The sequence below is a fragment of the Streptomyces cavernicola genome, assembly GCF_029968035.1.
Classification (GTDB): Bacteria; Actinomycetota; Actinomycetes; order Streptomycetales; family Streptomycetaceae; genus Streptomyces; species Streptomyces cavernicola.
In genome coordinates, this window is record NZ_JASCIQ010000002.1 from 232,218 (window position 1) to 247,014 (window position 14,797).

The following is a 14,797-nucleotide window of genomic DNA, read 5'->3' on the forward strand; positions in this document are numbered from 1 at the left end:
AAGGAGAACAACGCCATGGCCGGTGCCACGATCACCGTGACGGACGCAGACTTCGAGGAGAAGGTCCTCAAGAGCGACAAGCCCGTGCTCGTCGACTTCTGGGCCGCCTGGTGCGGCCCGTGCCGCCAGATCGCCCCCTCCCTGGAGGCGATCGCGGCCGAGCACGACGAGATCATCATCGCCAAGCTCAACATCGACGAGAACCCCGGCACGGCCGCGAAGTACGGCGTCATGTCGATCCCGACGCTGAACGTCTACAAGGGCGGCGAGGTCGCCAAGACCATCGTCGGCGCCAAGCCGAAGGCCGCGATCGAGCGCGACCTCCAGGACTTCATCAAGTAGTCCTGTTTCACGTGAAACATCGAACGGGCCCAACCCTCAAGGGGGTTGGGCCCGTTCGCATGTCGCGTCTGCCCAGCGGCTCGGCCACTCACAGCCGCCGCAGCGCCTCAGCCATTCACAGTGGCCGCAGCGCCGGCTCCTTCTGCACCGCCCCAAGCAGACGATCAAGCGCGAGCTCGACATCTTCCTTCCATGACAACGTCGTACGCAGCTCAAGGCGCAGCCGTGGATACGTGGGATGCGGCCGTACGGTCTTGAAGCCCACCGCAAGCAGATGGTCCGCCGGCAGCACGCACGCCGGCTCCTTCCACCGTGCGTCGCCGAAGGCCTCGATCGCCTTGAAGCCCCGGCGCAGCAGATCCTTGGCGACGGTCTGCACCAGCACGCGCCCCAGCCCTTGCCCCTGATAGCCCGGGATGATGAAGCCGGTCATCAGCTGCACGGCGTCGGGGGAGACCGGGCTCGTCGGGAACGCCGTGGCCCGCGGCACGTAAGCGGGCGGCGCGTAGAGCACAAAGCCCACGGGGACGTCGTCCACGTAGACGACACGGCCGCACGAACCCCACTCCAGGAGCACAGCGGAGATCCAGGCCTCCTTCTCCAGCTCCGGAGTGCCTGCCTTTACCGCGTCCTGTCCGCTGACCGGATCGAGCTCCCAGAAGACACAACTACGGCAGCGCTTCGGGAGATCCGGGAGATTGTCCAGCGTGAGCGGTACGAGCCGACGCCCCATGAAGGCGATTCCTCACTTTCTTGCCGCGCCACCCCACGGGCGGCTGTCAGAGCGCCCCGCTCCCTGAGCAAGCTGCCGACGAACCCGCCGACAGCCCCTAGCCCGAGGCCTGCGGTCATCAGGCCCGTCCGGCTCACCGCTCGCATCGACCCCTGCTCCTTCTGCTGAAGTGCTGCCAGGTGGTTGCGCTCTACTCGAACGCATCGTATCCACCCAGCGATTGCATCGATACCGGTGGAAAGCAAAGAGCAGGCCGTGTTCCGGTACACACCGGACACGGCCTGCTCTGCACTGGCAGGTCTACGAACGCCTCATCCGGCGTCTGCACTGCATGGCTACTCGTCGGCGTCGTTCGCGGGGCCCTTGTCCAGGACCGGTCCCTCGCCGGGAGCCAGAGTTCCGAGGATGCGCTCCAGGTCGTCCATCGAGGCGAACTCGACGACGATCTTGCCCTTCTTCTGCCCCAGGTCGACCTTCACCCGCGTCTCGAAACGGTCCGAGAGCCGGGAAGCCAGATCGGTGAGCGAGGGCGAGACACGACCGCCGGCACGCGGACCCTTGCTACGAGGCGCACTCTGAGGCCGCGAGCCCATCAGCGTGACGATCTCCTCGACCGCCCGCACCGAGAGCCCCTCGGCGACGATGCGGTGAGCGAGGCGGTCCTGCTCCTCCGAGTCCTCCACGGACAGCAGCGCCCGCGCATGCCCGGCGGACAGCACACCCGCCGCCACCCGCCGCTGCACGGCCGGGGAGAGCTTCAGCAGCCGCAGCGTGTTGGAGACCTGCGGACGCGAGCGCCCGATCCGGTCGGCCAACTGGTCATGCGTGCAGTTGAAGTCCTTCAGCAACTGGTCGTACGCCGCGGCCTCTTCCAGCGGGTTCAGCTGCGCGCGGTGCAGGTTCTCCAGGAGCGCGTCCAGGAGCAGCTTCTCGTCGTCCGTGGCGCGGACGATCGCGGGGATCCGCTCAAGACCGGCCTCACGGCAGGCCCGCCAGCGCCGCTCACCCATGATGAGCTCATAGCGCGAGGGCCCCAACTGCCGTACGACGACGGGCTGGAGGAGACCCACCTCCTTGATGGAGGTGATCAGCTCGGCGAGCGCATCCTCGTCGAAGACCTCACGCGGCTGCCGCGGGTTGGGCGTGATGCTGTCGAGGGGAAGCTCCGCGAAGTGCGCCCCCGCGGGCGACTCCGGCGCAGCGGCGTCCTCGCTCGACGGCTGCTCCGTTTCACGTGAAACATTGCCCTGCGGCAGCGAAGCCACCTTGGCTGCGGCCACGCCGCGCTCAGCGGTCAGCACCGGCGCAGCACCGGAAGAGGCCGCGGCCTCACCCATCGCCGGGGGCACCGGCTTATCGCCCGTGGGCGCCGCAGGAATCAGCGCGCCGAGTCCCCGCCCCAGCCCCCTACGTCGATCGCTCACTGGATCCCCTCCGCCATGTTCTGCTGCCCGTTCTGCGTACGCGCGTGGGCCTGCTGTGCGTCGTACCGTACGCCCACACCGCGCAGCGCCATCTCGCGGGCAGCTTCGAGGTACGAGAGTGCGCCACTCGACCCCGGATCATAAGTGAGCACGGTCTGGCCGTAGCTCGGAGCCTCCGAGATACGCACGGAGCGCGGGATGCTCGTCCGCAGCACCTCATCGCCGAAGTGGTTGCGCACCTCGTCCGCCACCTGGGAGGCGAGGCGGGTCCGGCCGTCGTACATGGTGAGCAGGATCGTCGACACATGCAGATCGGGGTTGAGGTGCCCGCGCACGAGGTCGACGTTGCGCAGCAACTGGCCGAGCCCCTCCAGCGCGTAGTACTCGCACTGGATCGGGATGAGCACCTCGGCACCGGCGACCATGGCATTGACTGTGAGCAGCCCCAGGGACGGCGGGCAGTCGATCAGGACGTAGTCCAGCGGCTGCTCGTAGGCCTGGATGGCTCGCTGCAGGCGGCTCTCCCGCGCGACCAGCGACACCAGCTCGATCTCCGCACCGGCGAGATCGATGGTGGCCGGAGCGCAGAAGAGCCCCTCGACGTCGGGGACGGGCTGGACCACATCGGAGAGCGGCGCGCTCTCCACCAACACGTCGTAGATGGAAGGGACTTCGGCGTGATGGTCGATCCCCAGCGCCGTGGAGGCGTTGCCCTGCGGGTCAAGGTCGATCACCAGAACGCGCGCACCGTGCAGCGCGAGCGAAGCGGCAAGGTTGACCGTCGTAGTCGTCTTGCCGACCCCGCCCTTCTGGTTGGCGACCACCATGACTCGGGTCTGCTCAGGCCGTGGCAGACCCTCGCCGGCGCGGCCAAGAGCATCCACCGCCAGTTGGGCAGCACGACCAATGGGGGTGTCGTCCATCGGGGTCGGTGTTTCACGTGAAACATCCTCCCCCGCCGACTCAGTACGGGGACCGGGGACCGGATCGGTCATCGGTCCCGCGATGTTGGCGTCGGACCGCAAGGATTCACTCTCCTCGACTTCAGGCTCGGAATGAACAGAGCCTCCCATGCCCTTGGGGTCGCGAACCAGCGAGGCCCGTTCTTCTGTGGATGAATCCGCCTCTGTGGACAACTCCGCCCCCCTTACGGGGGGTTTCCGGTCGCGCGGAGTGGCGGCAGCGCGTCCTCGGCTGATGATCCCCTGCAGCAGTGAGCGATGTTTCACGTGAAACACGATGCCAGGGCAGCGTCCGTTAAACCCGTGACACTCCGATTTGCCCGCTTTATCCATACCGGAGCGAGCACGCCCTGAAGGGCGATCAACTCGCTCACCAAGCCAGGCTGTTCAGGCTCCCGCCCGCAGAGGGCCGCTCCGCGAAACGGCTCAGCGACGACGCCCGCGGGCGGCCCGCGAGGGACGGGCGGCCTTCGCGCGCTTCGCCGCGAACCGCACACCGCCGGGGCTCTCCCCGACCTCGACCCGGACCACGGTGGACAGCGGATCGACGACGCCCTCACCGACCTGCATGACGGAGGTCTTCACCGCGCCGAGCTTGCTGAGGGCGGCCTTGGCGCCCTTGACCTCTTCCTCTGCGGTGTCGCCCTTGAGCAACAGCATCTCCCCGTACGGACGGAGCAGCGGCACGCCCCAGGTGGCCAGGCGGTCCAGCGGCGCCACGGCACGGGCCGTCACCACGTGGACGGGCTGGAACTTGCCGAGGACCTCTTCGGCCCGCCCGCGCATGACCGTCACATGGTCGAGGTCGAGCAACTCGACGACCTCGGTGAGGAAGTTCGTACGACGCAGCAGCGGCTCGAGGAGCGTGATCTTCAGGTCGGGTCGGACCAGGGCCAGCGGGATGCCCGGCAGACCGGCGCCCGAGCCGACATCGCAGACCGTCACACCCTCGGGCACGACCTCGGACAGCACCGCGCAGTTCAGCAGATGCCGCTCCCACAGCCGAGGCACCTCGCGCGGACCGATCAGACCGCGCCGCACTCCTGCATCGGCCAGCAGCTCCGCGTACCGGACCGCGTCCGTGAAGCGCTCACCGAATACCTCACGGGCCTGCTCCGGCGCCGGGGGGAGTTCTGCTGCCTCCGTCACGGGGACCGTCCTTCCGTACCGCACTGGGTGCTGAATATCAGGCTGACAAAGATCGGCCCCGCCTGCGAAACAGACGGGGCCGGGGACTGCTCAGGATCAGGCAGGGAGCACGACGACGAAGCGCTGCGGCTCCTCGCCCTCGGACTCGCTGCGCAGACCGGCGCTCTTGACCGCGTCGTGCACGACCTTGCGCTCGAACGGCGTCATCGGCTTGAGCTTGACCGGCTCGCCGCTGCTCTTGGCCTCGGCCGCGGCCTTGGCGCCCAGCTCGGAGAGCTCGGCCCGCTTCTTGGCGCGGAAGCCGGCGATGTCCAGCATCAGGCGGCTGCGGTCACCGGTCTCGCGGTGCACGGCGAGCCGAGTGAGCTCCTGCAGAGCCTCGAGCACCTCGCCGTCACGGCCGACCAGCTTCTGCAGGTCACGGCCGCCGGAGTCGCTGATGATCGAGACAGCGGCTCGGTCGGCCTCGACGTCCATGTCGATGTCGCCGTCGAGGTCGGCGATGTCCAGCAGACCCTCGAGGTAGTCCGCCGCGATCTCGCCCTCCTGCTCCAGGCGGGTCAGGGTGTCGCCGGCCTCAGCAGCAGCCGAGGGGGTGGTGCCTTCCGTCACGGGATGGGCTCCTCTTCTTACTTCTTGGACGGGTGCTTGGGCCGCTGCGGACCCTTGCGCTGTCCGGACTTGGCTTTGCTGCGGTTGCCGGTGCCGGGCTTGGCACCCGCCGGCTTGGCCTTGGACACGGCGTCCTTGGGCTCGTCCGCGGACTTCTGCAGCGAGGTCTTGGCTTCGGAGTCGCTCTTCGCGGACTGTGCCTGCGCGGTGCCCGACTGCCGCTGCGACTTCGACTGACGCTTGGGCTGCTGGCGCTTCTGCGGACCGCCGGCGGCACCGGACTCGTCGCCCTCGGCCACGGCGACGGCCGTGTCGCTCTTCGCCACGACACCGTCGGCCTGAGCGGCGAGGCCGGCCTTGCTCAGGCCGTTGATGAACTTGCGCTCGATGTCGTTGCGGTCACGGCCCTTGGCGACGATCGCCTTGACGATGTTGCGCTCGCTCTTGCGCATCTTGGCGCCCTCGCTGCGCGTCAGCTTGGCCTGCAGCCGCTCCAGGTAGGCGCCCTGCGCCTTGCTGCCCGGGGTCGGGTTCTGGCGGATGACGTACATCTGCTGGCCCATGGTCCACACGTTGGTGGTCAGCCAGTAGACGAGGACACCGACGGGGAAGTTGATGCCGAAGACGGCGAACATGACCGGGAAGACGTACATCAGCATCTTCTGCTGCTGCATGAACGGCGTCTTGACCGTCATGTCGACGTTCTTCGTCATCAGCTGGCGCTGCGTGAAGAACTGCGACAGCGACATCATGACGATCATGACCGCGGTCACGATGCGGACGTTGGTCAGCGTGGCGTCGAGGGCAGCGACCTTCTCGGGGCTGTCCATGAACTTCGCGGCCAGCGGGGCACCGAAGATGTGCGCCTTCTGCGCGCTCGCGAGCAGCGACTTGTCGATGACGTCACCGACGGTCTCGTTCGACGCGATGCTGTTCAGCACGTGGTACAGCGCGAAGAAGAACGGCGACTGGGCCAGGATGGGAAGGCACGAGGAGAGCGGGTTGGTGCCCGTCTCCTTGTACAGCTTCATCATCTCTTCGGACTGGCGCTGCTTGTCGTTCTTGTAGCGCTCCTGGATCTTCTTCATCTCGGGCTGCAGCGTCTGCATGCCACGAGTCGCCTTGATCTGCTTCACGAAGAGCGGGATCAGGCAGATCCGGATCAGGACCACCAGAGACACGATCGACAGGCCCCAGGCCCAGCCCGTGTCAGGGCCGAAGATCGCCCCGTACAGCTTGTGGAACTGGACGATGACCCACGCGACGGGTGTGGTGATAAAGCTGAAGAAACTGGCGATCGTGTCCACTAATCAGGCTCCTTGAGCATGGGACGGGGTCTCAGTGGCGGACTTCCCGCCCTTGTTGCGCCAGGCGTTGCGCAGCATTTCGTGCCACCGGGGTCGTTTGCGCGGCGGGACATGGTCCACGCCTCCGTGCGACCACGGATTGCACCGCAGGATGCGCCAGGCAGTGAGCGCCGTCCCCTTGATCGCACCGTGCCGGTCGATGGCCTGGTAGCCGTAGTGGGAGCACGACGGGTAGTACTTGCACACCGGGCCGAGAAGTGGACTGATGGTCCACTGGTAGATCTTGATCAAGGCCAGCAGTGGGTACTTCATCGCGCGCCCCCTCCCAGCAGTCGCTCCAGGGCGACGTCCAGGTCTCGGGCCAGCTGTGCATGGTCGGCGTCGCCCGCTCCGGGCAACGCGCGTACGACTACCAGGCTACCGGGGGGCAGCTGAGCGAGCCGTTCGCGCATGAGGTGACGCAATCTGCGCTTCACCTTGTTCCGTACGACCGCCACGCCCACGGCCTTGCTCACGACGAAACCCGCACGCGTCGGGGGAACGCTCTCCCCAGGCGCGTGCGGGTCCGTTGTACCGCTGCGTAGATGAACGACGAGGAGCGGACGGCCGGCCCGGCGTCCTCGGCGTACTGCGGTCGCGAAGTCTTCGCGCCGCCTCAGCCGGTTCTCGGTAGGCAGCACGACGTCATGACCTGCTGCGAATCAGGCAGACAGGCGGGCGCGACCCTTGCTGCGGCGGGACGCCAGGACGGCGCGGCCGGCACGGGTGCGCATCCGCAGCCGGAAGCCGTGGGTCTTCGCGCGACGACGGTTGTTCGGCTGGAAGGTGCGCTTGCTCACTCGGGGGCTCCAGAAATGAATCGGGTGACGGCGGGTGTCGTGTGGCTGTCACCGTGCGCCCGCGAGGAGCTCGCAATACGCCCGAGTGCACCGCTGCACGGTTCATTCGTACGGACCGTGATCCATGCCCATCGGAGGCAGGCGGCAGCAGCCATCGACAACTCGACCTGGTCACGGTACGCGCGGCTACGCCATCCGGTCAAACCGGGAGTGCACTGAGGGACACTATGCACAGCCTGTGGACAACAACTTGAACCGTACCCGTCGCCCTGACTACCTTGGCTGAACTCCGATTCGTTCCCTTCCCCCCGCACCACCCGATTTCCGTTTCGACCCGTCCCGAGAACCACACATTCGTGGGACCCATGAGAGAGCGTGCCCTGTGGCTGACGTACCTGCCGATCTTGCCGCAGTGTGGCCACGCGTGCTGGAACAACTGCTGGGCGAGGGGCGCGGTCAGGGCGTCGAGGCGAAGGACGAACACTGGATCCGGCGCTGCCAGCCGCTTGCGCTGGTCGCCGACACCGCACTGCTCGCCGTGCCGAACGAGTTCGCCAAGGGCGTCCTCGAGGGCCGGCTCGCCCCGGTGGTCAGCGAGACCCTGAGCCGCGAGTGCGGCCGCCCGATCCGTATCGCGATCACCGTCGACGACTCGGCGAACGAACCGGCCCCGACTCCCGCGCCCGCCCCGCAGCGCTACGAGGACCCGCAGCAACAGCGGTACGAGGAGCAGGAGCTTCCGGGCGCGAACCAGGAGCGGGACCAGCGCGACCAACGGGATCAGTACGAGGGCTACCGACGCCGCGAGGACGCTCCCGCGGGACGGGGCGAACATCCCGGCGCCCACGGCGGATCGCACAACGACCAGCTGCCGACGGCCCGCCCCGCCTACCCGGACTATCAGCGTCCGGAGCCCGGCGCCTGGCCGCGGCCGACGCAGGACGACTACGGCTGGCAGCAGCCCCGCCTCGGCTACCCCGAGCGCGACCCGTACGCCTCGCCCTCCAGCCAGCACGATTACCGCCCCGGCCCGCAGGACCGCCCGCAGTACGAGCAGGAGCGCCCCGCGTACGAACAGGACCGTTCCTCCCAGTACGAGCAGGAGCGTCCGTCGTACGAGCAGGAACGCCCGCAGTACGAGCAGGAGCGTCCGTCGTACGAGCAGGAACGCCCGCAGTACGAGCAGGAGCGGTCGCCGTACGAGCAGCAGGGGCGCGGTGAGCGCAGGGAGCACCCCGACTCCGGGCACAGCGGTCCGGGTGGTCCGCGGGGCGGCCACTCCGGTCAGCACGGCGGTCACTCCGGTCCCGGTGGCCGGGGTGTGCACGGCGGTGCGGGGCCCGGGGCCAGTTCGCTGCCCGCTGCCAGCGGTGCGCCCGGTCCGCTCGCCGCTCAGCCGGCTCCCGCGACGGGACCGGGTGAGCCGACGGCGCGGCTGAACCCGAAGTACCTGTTCGACACGTTCGTCATCGGCGCCTCGAACCGCTTCGCGCACGCCGCCGCTGTCGCGGTCGCCGAGGCGCCGGCCAAGGCGTACAACCCCCTGTTCATCTATGGGGAGTCGGGCCTCGGCAAGACGCACCTGCTGCACGCGATCGGGCACTACGCGCGGAGCCTCTACCCGGGGACACGTGTGCGGTACGTGAGCTCGGAGGAGTTCACCAACGAGTTCATCAACTCGATCCGCGACGGCAAGGGCGACAGCTTCCGCAAGCGGTACCGCGAGATGGACATCCTGCTCGTCGACGACATCCAGTTCCTCGCGGACAAGGAGTCGACACAGGAGGAGTTCTTCCACACGTTCAACACGCTCCACAACGCGAACAAGCAGATCGTGCTCTCCAGCGACCGGCCGCCCAAGCAGCTGGTGACGCTGGAGGATCGGTTGCGCAACCGCTTCGAGTGGGGCCTGATCACGGACGTCCAGCCGCCTGAGCTGGAGACCCGGATCGCGATCCTCCGCAAGAAGGCGGTGCAGGAGCAGTTGAACGCTCCGCCGGAGGTCCTCGAGTTCATCGCGTCCCGGATCTCGCGCAACATCCGTGAGCTGGAAGGGGCGTTGATCCGTGTCACAGCCTTCGCCTCGCTCAATCGACAGCCTGTGGACCTCGGTCTGACGGAGATCGTCCTCAAGGACCTGATCCCCGGCGGCGAGGACGCGGCGCCGGAGATCACAGCGACGGCGATCATGGCGGCGACCGCGGACTACTTCGGGCTGACCGTGGACGACCTCTGCGGATCCTCGCGCAGCCGCGTGCTGGTGACGGCCCGCCAGATCGCGATGTACCTCTGCCGCGAGCTGACCGACCTGTCCCTGCCGAAGATCGGCGCGCAGTTCGGCGGCCGCGACCACACGACGGTGATGCACGCGGACCGCAAGATCCGCGCGCTGATGGCGGAGCGGCGCTCCATCTACAACCAGGTCACCGAACTCACCAACCGCATCAAGAACGGCTGACGGCGAGCGAGTCTCACGCCAGACGGCTTCACACGGCTTCCGACAGCTTCAGACGGCTTCTCAGGGCGCCCGCGAGCACAGCTCGCGGGCGCTTTTGCGTGCTCCTCGCGTACGTCTTGGGCGCGCCTTGCCTGCGTCTTGCGTGCGTCCCAGGTGTCCGGAGAGCCCTCGGGCGGTGTCCCACGCTGTCCCCAGGGGGCACCGGGTGTTCGATTCCAGGTCTGCGGGAGGCTGTTGTCCACAGAAATGTGGCTGAAGGCCCGTCCACACCCTGGGGACTGGGAAGTTGTCCATACTGCGTCCACAGGCAAGCCTGATGACAGATCATCAACGCAGGTCAAGTGGCTGTGGATTCGTGGATGAAAGATCTCCACAGGCTGTGGACAACGAGTTGGCCCACAAGGGGCCCGAAGCGTTGTCCACCGGCCGCCCACAGGCAGAGGCCGGTTGTCCCCAGGTTTCCCGGGCTTCTCCACATCGCTGTCCACTGTTCGGCAACACAACCCGCTTCCTCACCGGGTCGAGTGAAAGCCGTCACACCAAGGTGCTGGGTTGGGCTGTGGGGAACCGGGGTAAAGCTGGGGACAGGCCTGGGGAGAAGTCGGCCTTTCCTGTGTATCGGGTGTGCAGAACTTTTCGGTGTCCACAGCTGAGCCTGGTTATCCACGGGCTCCACCCACAGGACCGGTGGACAAAATTTGGGGCCTGACCTGGGAAAACGCGGTTATCCACGGTTTCCACAGGCCCTACTACTACTCCCACCTAGATAACCCGGGGAACTTGTCTCGAAGACGGGGCTGTGCACAACTCGCGCTTCGTCGGTCGGCTGCCGCTCATCACGACTTGACCCCGAGCCGCACCGAGTGTCGGTGCCGTGCGTCAGACTGGTCCCCGGTGTTCTCCCCACCCTGGGGACGCATCAACCAAACCGACGAGAGCCCAGTGGGCTCAGCAGGCCAGCAGGGCGAGCAGCCAGGCAACAGCAGGAGGCGGCTTACGTGAAGATCCGGGTGGAGCGCGATGTACTGGCGGAGGCAGTGGCCTGGGCGGCACGTAGCCTCCCCGCCCGTCCGCCGGCGCCGGTCCTGGCGGGCCTGCTGCTGAAGGCCGAGGACGGCGCCCTGAGCCTTTCCGGCTTCGACTACGAGGTCTCGGCGCGAGTCTCCGTCGAGGCTGAGATCGAGGAGGACGGCACGGTCCTCGTCTCCGGCCGCCTGCTCGCGGACATCTGCCGCGCCCTCCCCAACCGTCCGGTGGAGATCTCCACCGACGGTGTGCGCGCGACCGTCGTCTGCGGCTCCTCGCGATTCACACTCCACACGCTCCCTGTGGAGGAGTACCCGGCGCTGCCGCAGATGCCGACCGCCACCGGCACGGTCCCCGGAGAGGTCTTCGCCGCGGCCGCCGCCCAGGTCGCCATCGCCGCCGGCCGTGACGACACCCTCCCGGTGCTCACAGGTGTGCGTATCGAGATCGAGGGCGACACGGTCACGCTCGCCTCCACCGACCGCTACCGCTTCGCGGTCCGCGAGTTCCTGTGGAAGCCCGAAGTGCCGGACGCCTCCGCGGTCGCCCTGGTGCCCGCCAAGACGCTCCAGGACACCGCCAAGTCGCTGACCAGCGGTGACAGCGTCACCATCGCGCTGTCCAGCTCCGGCGCCGGCGAGGGCCTCATCGGCTTCGAGGGCGCGGGCCGGCGTACGACGACGCGACTGCTCGAGGGCGACCTGCCGAAGTACCGCACGCTGTTCCCGACGGAGTTCAACTCCGTGGCCGTCATCGAGACCGCGCCGTTCGTCGAGGCCGTCAAGCGCGTGGCCCTCGTCGCCGAGCGGAACACCCCGGTTCGGCTCAGCTTCGAGCAGGGCGTGCTGATCCTGGAGGCCGGCTCCAGCGACGATGCACAGGCTGTGGAAAGGGTCGACGCCCAGCTGGAGGGTGACGACATCTCGATCGCCTTCAACCCGACGTTCCTGCTCGACGGCCTGAGCGCGATCGACTCCCCGGCCGCCCAGCTCTCCTTCACGACGTCGACCAAGCCCGCGCTGCTCAGCGGCAAGCCGGCGCTCGACGCCGAGGCGGACGAGGCGTACAAGTACCTGATCATGCCCGTCCGCCTGAGCGGCTGAGGACGGACGGACCGCGGGCCCTGGGCCGCGCAGTTGAGCGGACCAGGCCGGCAGGTGTGCCCACACGTCCGGGCGTAGGCTCGGACGTGGGTACGAAACACCAGCACGCGAATTGAAGGATGACCTGATGGAGCTCGGTCTCGTCGGCCTCGGCAAGATGGGCGGCAACATGCGCGAGCGCATCCGCCGCGCAGGCCACACCGTCATCGGATACGACCGCAACGCGGACCTCGCGGACGTCCACAGCCTGCAGGAGCTTGTGGAGAAGCTGAAGGGCCCGAAGGTCGTCTGGGTGATGGTCCCCGCCGGCGGCGCGACCCAGTCCACCATCGACGAGCTGGCCGAACTGCTCGAGCCGGGCGACGTCGTCGTGGACGGCGGCAACTCCCGCTGGACCGACGACGAGAAGCACGCCGAGGAGCTCGCCGCCAAGGGCATCGGCTTCGTGGACTGCGGAGTCTCCGGCGGCGTCTGGGGCCTGGAGAACGGCTACGCGTTGATGTACGGCGGCTCCGCCGAGGACGTCGCGAAGGTCCAGCCGATCTTCGACGCCCTGAAGCCGGAGGGCGACTTCGGCTCCGTGCACGCGGGCAAGGTCGGTGCGGGCCACTTCGCGAAGATGGTCCACAACGGCATCGAGTACGCCATGATGCAGGCCTACGCCGAGGGCTGGGAGCTCCTGGAGAAGGTCGACTCGGTGACGGACGTCCGCGAGGTCTTCCGTTCCTGGCAGGAGGGCACGGTCATCCGCTCCTGGCTGCTCGACCTGGCGGTCAACGCCCTCGACGAGGACGAGCACCTCGACAAGCTGCGCGGTTATGCACAGGACTCCGGCGAGGGCCGCTGGACTGTGGAAGCCGCCATCGACAACGCCGTGCCGCTGCCGGCCATCACCGCCTCGCTGTTCGCGCGGTTCGCCTCCCGCCAGGAGGACTCGCCGCAGATGAAGATGATCGCCGCGCTGCGCAACCAGTTCGGCGGCCACGCGGTGGAGAAGAAGTAGCGAAGCCGCCCGTAGCCGAGAAACCGCAGTAAGAGAAGAGCAGTCCGGATCCACAGCCTGTGGATCCGCAGCACGCGGATCCACGGGACTGTCCACACTTGGGGGAGGTCGGTCCACGGCCATGCACGTCACGCATCTGTCGCTGGCCGACTTCCGCTCGTACGCCCGGGTCGAGGTCCCGCTCGAGCCGGGCGTCACCGCTTTCGTGGGGCCCAACGGCCAGGGCAAGACCAACCTCGTCGAGGCCGTCGGCTACCTCGCGAACCTCGGCAGCCACCGGGTCTCCTCCGACGCCCCACTGGTCCGCATGGGCGCCGACCGCGCCATCGTCCGCGCCGCCGTGCGCCAGGGCGAACGCCAGCAGCTGATCGAGCTCGAACTCAACCCGGGCAAGGCCAACCGCGCCCGCATCAACAGGTCCTCGCAGGTCAGACCGCGTGACGTGCTCGGCATTCTGCGTACGGTCCTGTTCGCGCCCGAGGACCTCGCCCTGGTGAAGGGCGACCCGGGCGAGCGCCGCCGCTTCCTCGACGAGCTGGTCACCGCCCGCTCCCCGCGCATGGCCGGCGTCCGCTCCGACTACGACCGGGTGCTCAAGCAGCGCAACACCCTGCTCAAGTCCGCCGCCATGGCCCGCAGGCACGGCGGCCGCTCGATGGACATGTCCACGCTCGACGTCTGGGACCAGCATCTGGCCCGCGCCGGCGCCGAACTCCTCGCCCAGCGGCTCGACTTGATCGCCGCGCTCCAGCCCCTGGCCGACAAGGCGTACGAGCAGCTGGCCCCCGGCGGCGGCCCGCTCACCCTCGAGTACCGCCCCTCCGCCGAAGGCGCCGCCCACAGCCGCGAAGAGCTGTACGAGCAGCTGATCGAGGCCCTCGCCGGAGTCCGCAAGCAGGAGATCGAGCGCGGCGTCACCCTCGTCGGCCCGCACCGCGACGACCTCCTCCTCAAGCTCGGCCAGCTCCCCGCCAAGGGGTACGCGAGCCACGGCGAGTCCTGGTCGTACGCCCTCGCGCTGCGCCTCGCCTCGTACGACCTGCTGCGCGCGGAGGGGAACGAGCCGGTGCTCGTGCTGGACGACGTCTTCGCCGAGCTGGACGCCCGCCGCCGCGAACGCCTCGCCGAGCTGGTCGCCCCGGGCGAGCAGGTCCTGGTCACCGCAGCTGTGGACGACGACGTCCCGGACGTCCTGGCGGGCACGCGGTACGCGGTCGCGGACGGCGAGGTGACCCGGGCATGACGGACCAGCCGCATCAGCCCGACCCGTCCGGTCAGCCCGGGGAGAACCCCAAGCCCGCCGAACCCAGCGGTGTCGACCTGGCCCGGGTCGCGCTGCGCGCCGCGAAGGAGCAGGCCCGCGCGCGCGGCGCCGCCGCGGAGCAGAAGAAGCAGGCCAGGCGCGGCGGCCTCAGGTCGGGCGCCCGCGCGGACGGTCGCGACCCGCAGCCGCTCGGCGCCGCCATCAACCGCCTGATCACCGAGCGCGGCTGGGAGACCCCGGCCGCGGTCGGCGGCGTCATGGGCCGCTGGCCGCAGATCGTCGGCGACGACCTCGCGAAGCACTGCGTACCGCAGCGGTACGACGAAGAGGAGCGGATCCTCACCGTCCAGTGCGACTCCACGACCTGGGCGACGCAGCTGCGGCTGCTCGCGCCGCAGCTGGTGGCGCGGCTCAACGAGGACCTCGGCCACGGCACCGTGAAGCTGATCAAGGTGCACGGCCCGCAGGGCCCCGTCCGCCGCTTCGGCCCGCTGCGCGCCCCCGGCAGCACGGGCCCCGGCGACACCTACGGCTGACCGAGGCCGAACGAGACCGACCGGGTTTGGCAGAGGCCG

15 protein-coding genes are annotated in these 14,797 nt (G+C 68.5%); 6 read left to right on the forward strand and 9 right to left on the reverse strand.

The window, feature by feature from the left end; genetic code table 11:
* The first annotated feature begins 15 nt into the window (after positions 1-15).
* A complete protein-coding gene (gene trxA / locus QIS96_RS02845) occupies positions 16-342 on the forward strand; it encodes a thioredoxin (RefSeq protein ID WP_282540706.1) in 327 nt (108 codons plus the stop codon).
* Positions 343-457: 115 nt separating this feature from the next.
* Here trxA and QIS96_RS02850 read toward each other — a convergent pair whose 3' ends face one another.
* From QIS96_RS02850 to rpmH, 9 genes are all read right to left on the reverse strand, one after another.
* Positions 458-1,075, reverse strand: coding sequence for a GNAT family N-acetyltransferase (locus QIS96_RS02850; protein WP_282540707.1), 618 nt, complete (start codon positions 1,073-1,075; stop codon positions 458-460).
* A gap of 335 nt (positions 1,076-1,410) precedes the next feature.
* Complete coding sequence (locus QIS96_RS02855) at positions 1,411-2,499, reverse strand: ParB/RepB/Spo0J family partition protein (protein ID WP_282540708.1); 1,089 nt, start codon at positions 2,497-2,499, stop codon at positions 1,411-1,413.
* Positions 2,496-3,572 (reverse strand): ParA family protein, encoded by a 1,077-nt coding sequence (locus QIS96_RS02860; RefSeq protein WP_282540852.1) that lies wholly within the window; start codon positions 3,570-3,572, stop codon positions 2,496-2,498. Before QIS96_RS02860 ends, QIS96_RS02855 begins: the two co-directional genes overlap by 4 nt.
* Positions 3,573-3,887: 315 nt before the next feature.
* Entirely contained in the window at positions 3,888-4,610 is a 723-nt protein-coding gene (gene rsmG, locus QIS96_RS02865; protein ID WP_282540709.1) for a 16S rRNA (guanine(527)-N(7))-methyltransferase RsmG, read from the reverse strand.
* 96 nt (positions 4,611-4,706) lie between these two features.
* Positions 4,707-5,222 carry a Jag family protein gene (locus QIS96_RS02870; protein ID WP_282540710.1) on the reverse strand — a complete coding sequence of 172 codons (516 nt, stop codon included), beginning with the start codon at positions 5,220-5,222 and terminating at the stop codon, positions 4,707-4,709.
* 17 nt (positions 5,223-5,239) lie between these two features.
* Entirely contained in the window at positions 5,240-6,529 is a 1,290-nt protein-coding gene (gene yidC, locus QIS96_RS02875; RefSeq protein WP_282540711.1) for a membrane protein insertase YidC, read from the reverse strand.
* Between the two features lie 3 nt (positions 6,530-6,532).
* Entirely contained in the window at positions 6,533-6,841 is a 309-nt protein-coding gene (yidD, locus tag QIS96_RS02880) for a membrane protein insertion efficiency factor YidD (protein WP_282540712.1), read from the reverse strand.
* Positions 6,838-7,209, reverse strand: a complete 372-nt coding sequence (gene rnpA / locus QIS96_RS02885) for a ribonuclease P protein component (protein WP_282540713.1) — start codon at positions 7,207-7,209, stop codon at positions 6,838-6,840. The genes yidD and rnpA overlap by 4 nt, the downstream gene beginning before the upstream one ends.
* Before the next feature lie 21 nt (positions 7,210-7,230).
* Positions 7,231-7,368 carry a 50S ribosomal protein L34 gene (gene rpmH, locus QIS96_RS02890; RefSeq protein ID WP_016644655.1) on the reverse strand — a complete coding sequence of 46 codons (138 nt, stop codon included), beginning with the start codon at positions 7,366-7,368 and terminating at the stop codon, positions 7,231-7,233.
* 382 nt (positions 7,369-7,750) lie between these two features.
* On the opposite strand from rpmH, the gene dnaA reads away from it, so the two are divergent.
* From dnaA to QIS96_RS02915, 5 genes are all read left to right on the forward strand, one after another.
* The gene (gene dnaA, locus QIS96_RS02895) at positions 7,751-9,826 is read left to right on the forward strand and encodes a chromosomal replication initiator protein DnaA (protein WP_282540714.1); all 2,076 of its coding nucleotides are present in this window, start codon (positions 7,751-7,753) and stop codon (positions 9,824-9,826) included.
* A gap of 998 nt (positions 9,827-10,824) precedes the next feature.
* On the forward strand, positions 10,825-11,955 hold the full coding sequence (gene dnaN / locus QIS96_RS02900) for a DNA polymerase III subunit beta (protein WP_282540715.1): 1,131 nt from the start codon (positions 10,825-10,827) through the stop codon (positions 11,953-11,955).
* Between the two features lie 127 nt (positions 11,956-12,082).
* Positions 12,083-12,958, forward strand: coding sequence for a phosphogluconate dehydrogenase (NAD(+)-dependent, decarboxylating) (gnd, locus tag QIS96_RS02905; RefSeq protein ID WP_282540716.1), 876 nt, complete (start codon positions 12,083-12,085; stop codon positions 12,956-12,958).
* Positions 12,959-13,079: 121 nt separating this feature from the next.
* Positions 13,080-14,201, forward strand: coding sequence for a DNA replication/repair protein RecF (recF, locus tag QIS96_RS02910; RefSeq protein WP_282540717.1), 1,122 nt, complete (start codon positions 13,080-13,082; stop codon positions 14,199-14,201).
* The gene (locus QIS96_RS02915) at positions 14,198-14,758 is read left to right on the forward strand and encodes a DUF721 domain-containing protein (RefSeq protein WP_282540718.1); all 561 of its coding nucleotides are present in this window, start codon (positions 14,198-14,200) and stop codon (positions 14,756-14,758) included. The genes recF and QIS96_RS02915 overlap by 4 nt, the downstream gene beginning before the upstream one ends.
* Positions 14,759-14,797 lie beyond the last annotated feature (39 nt).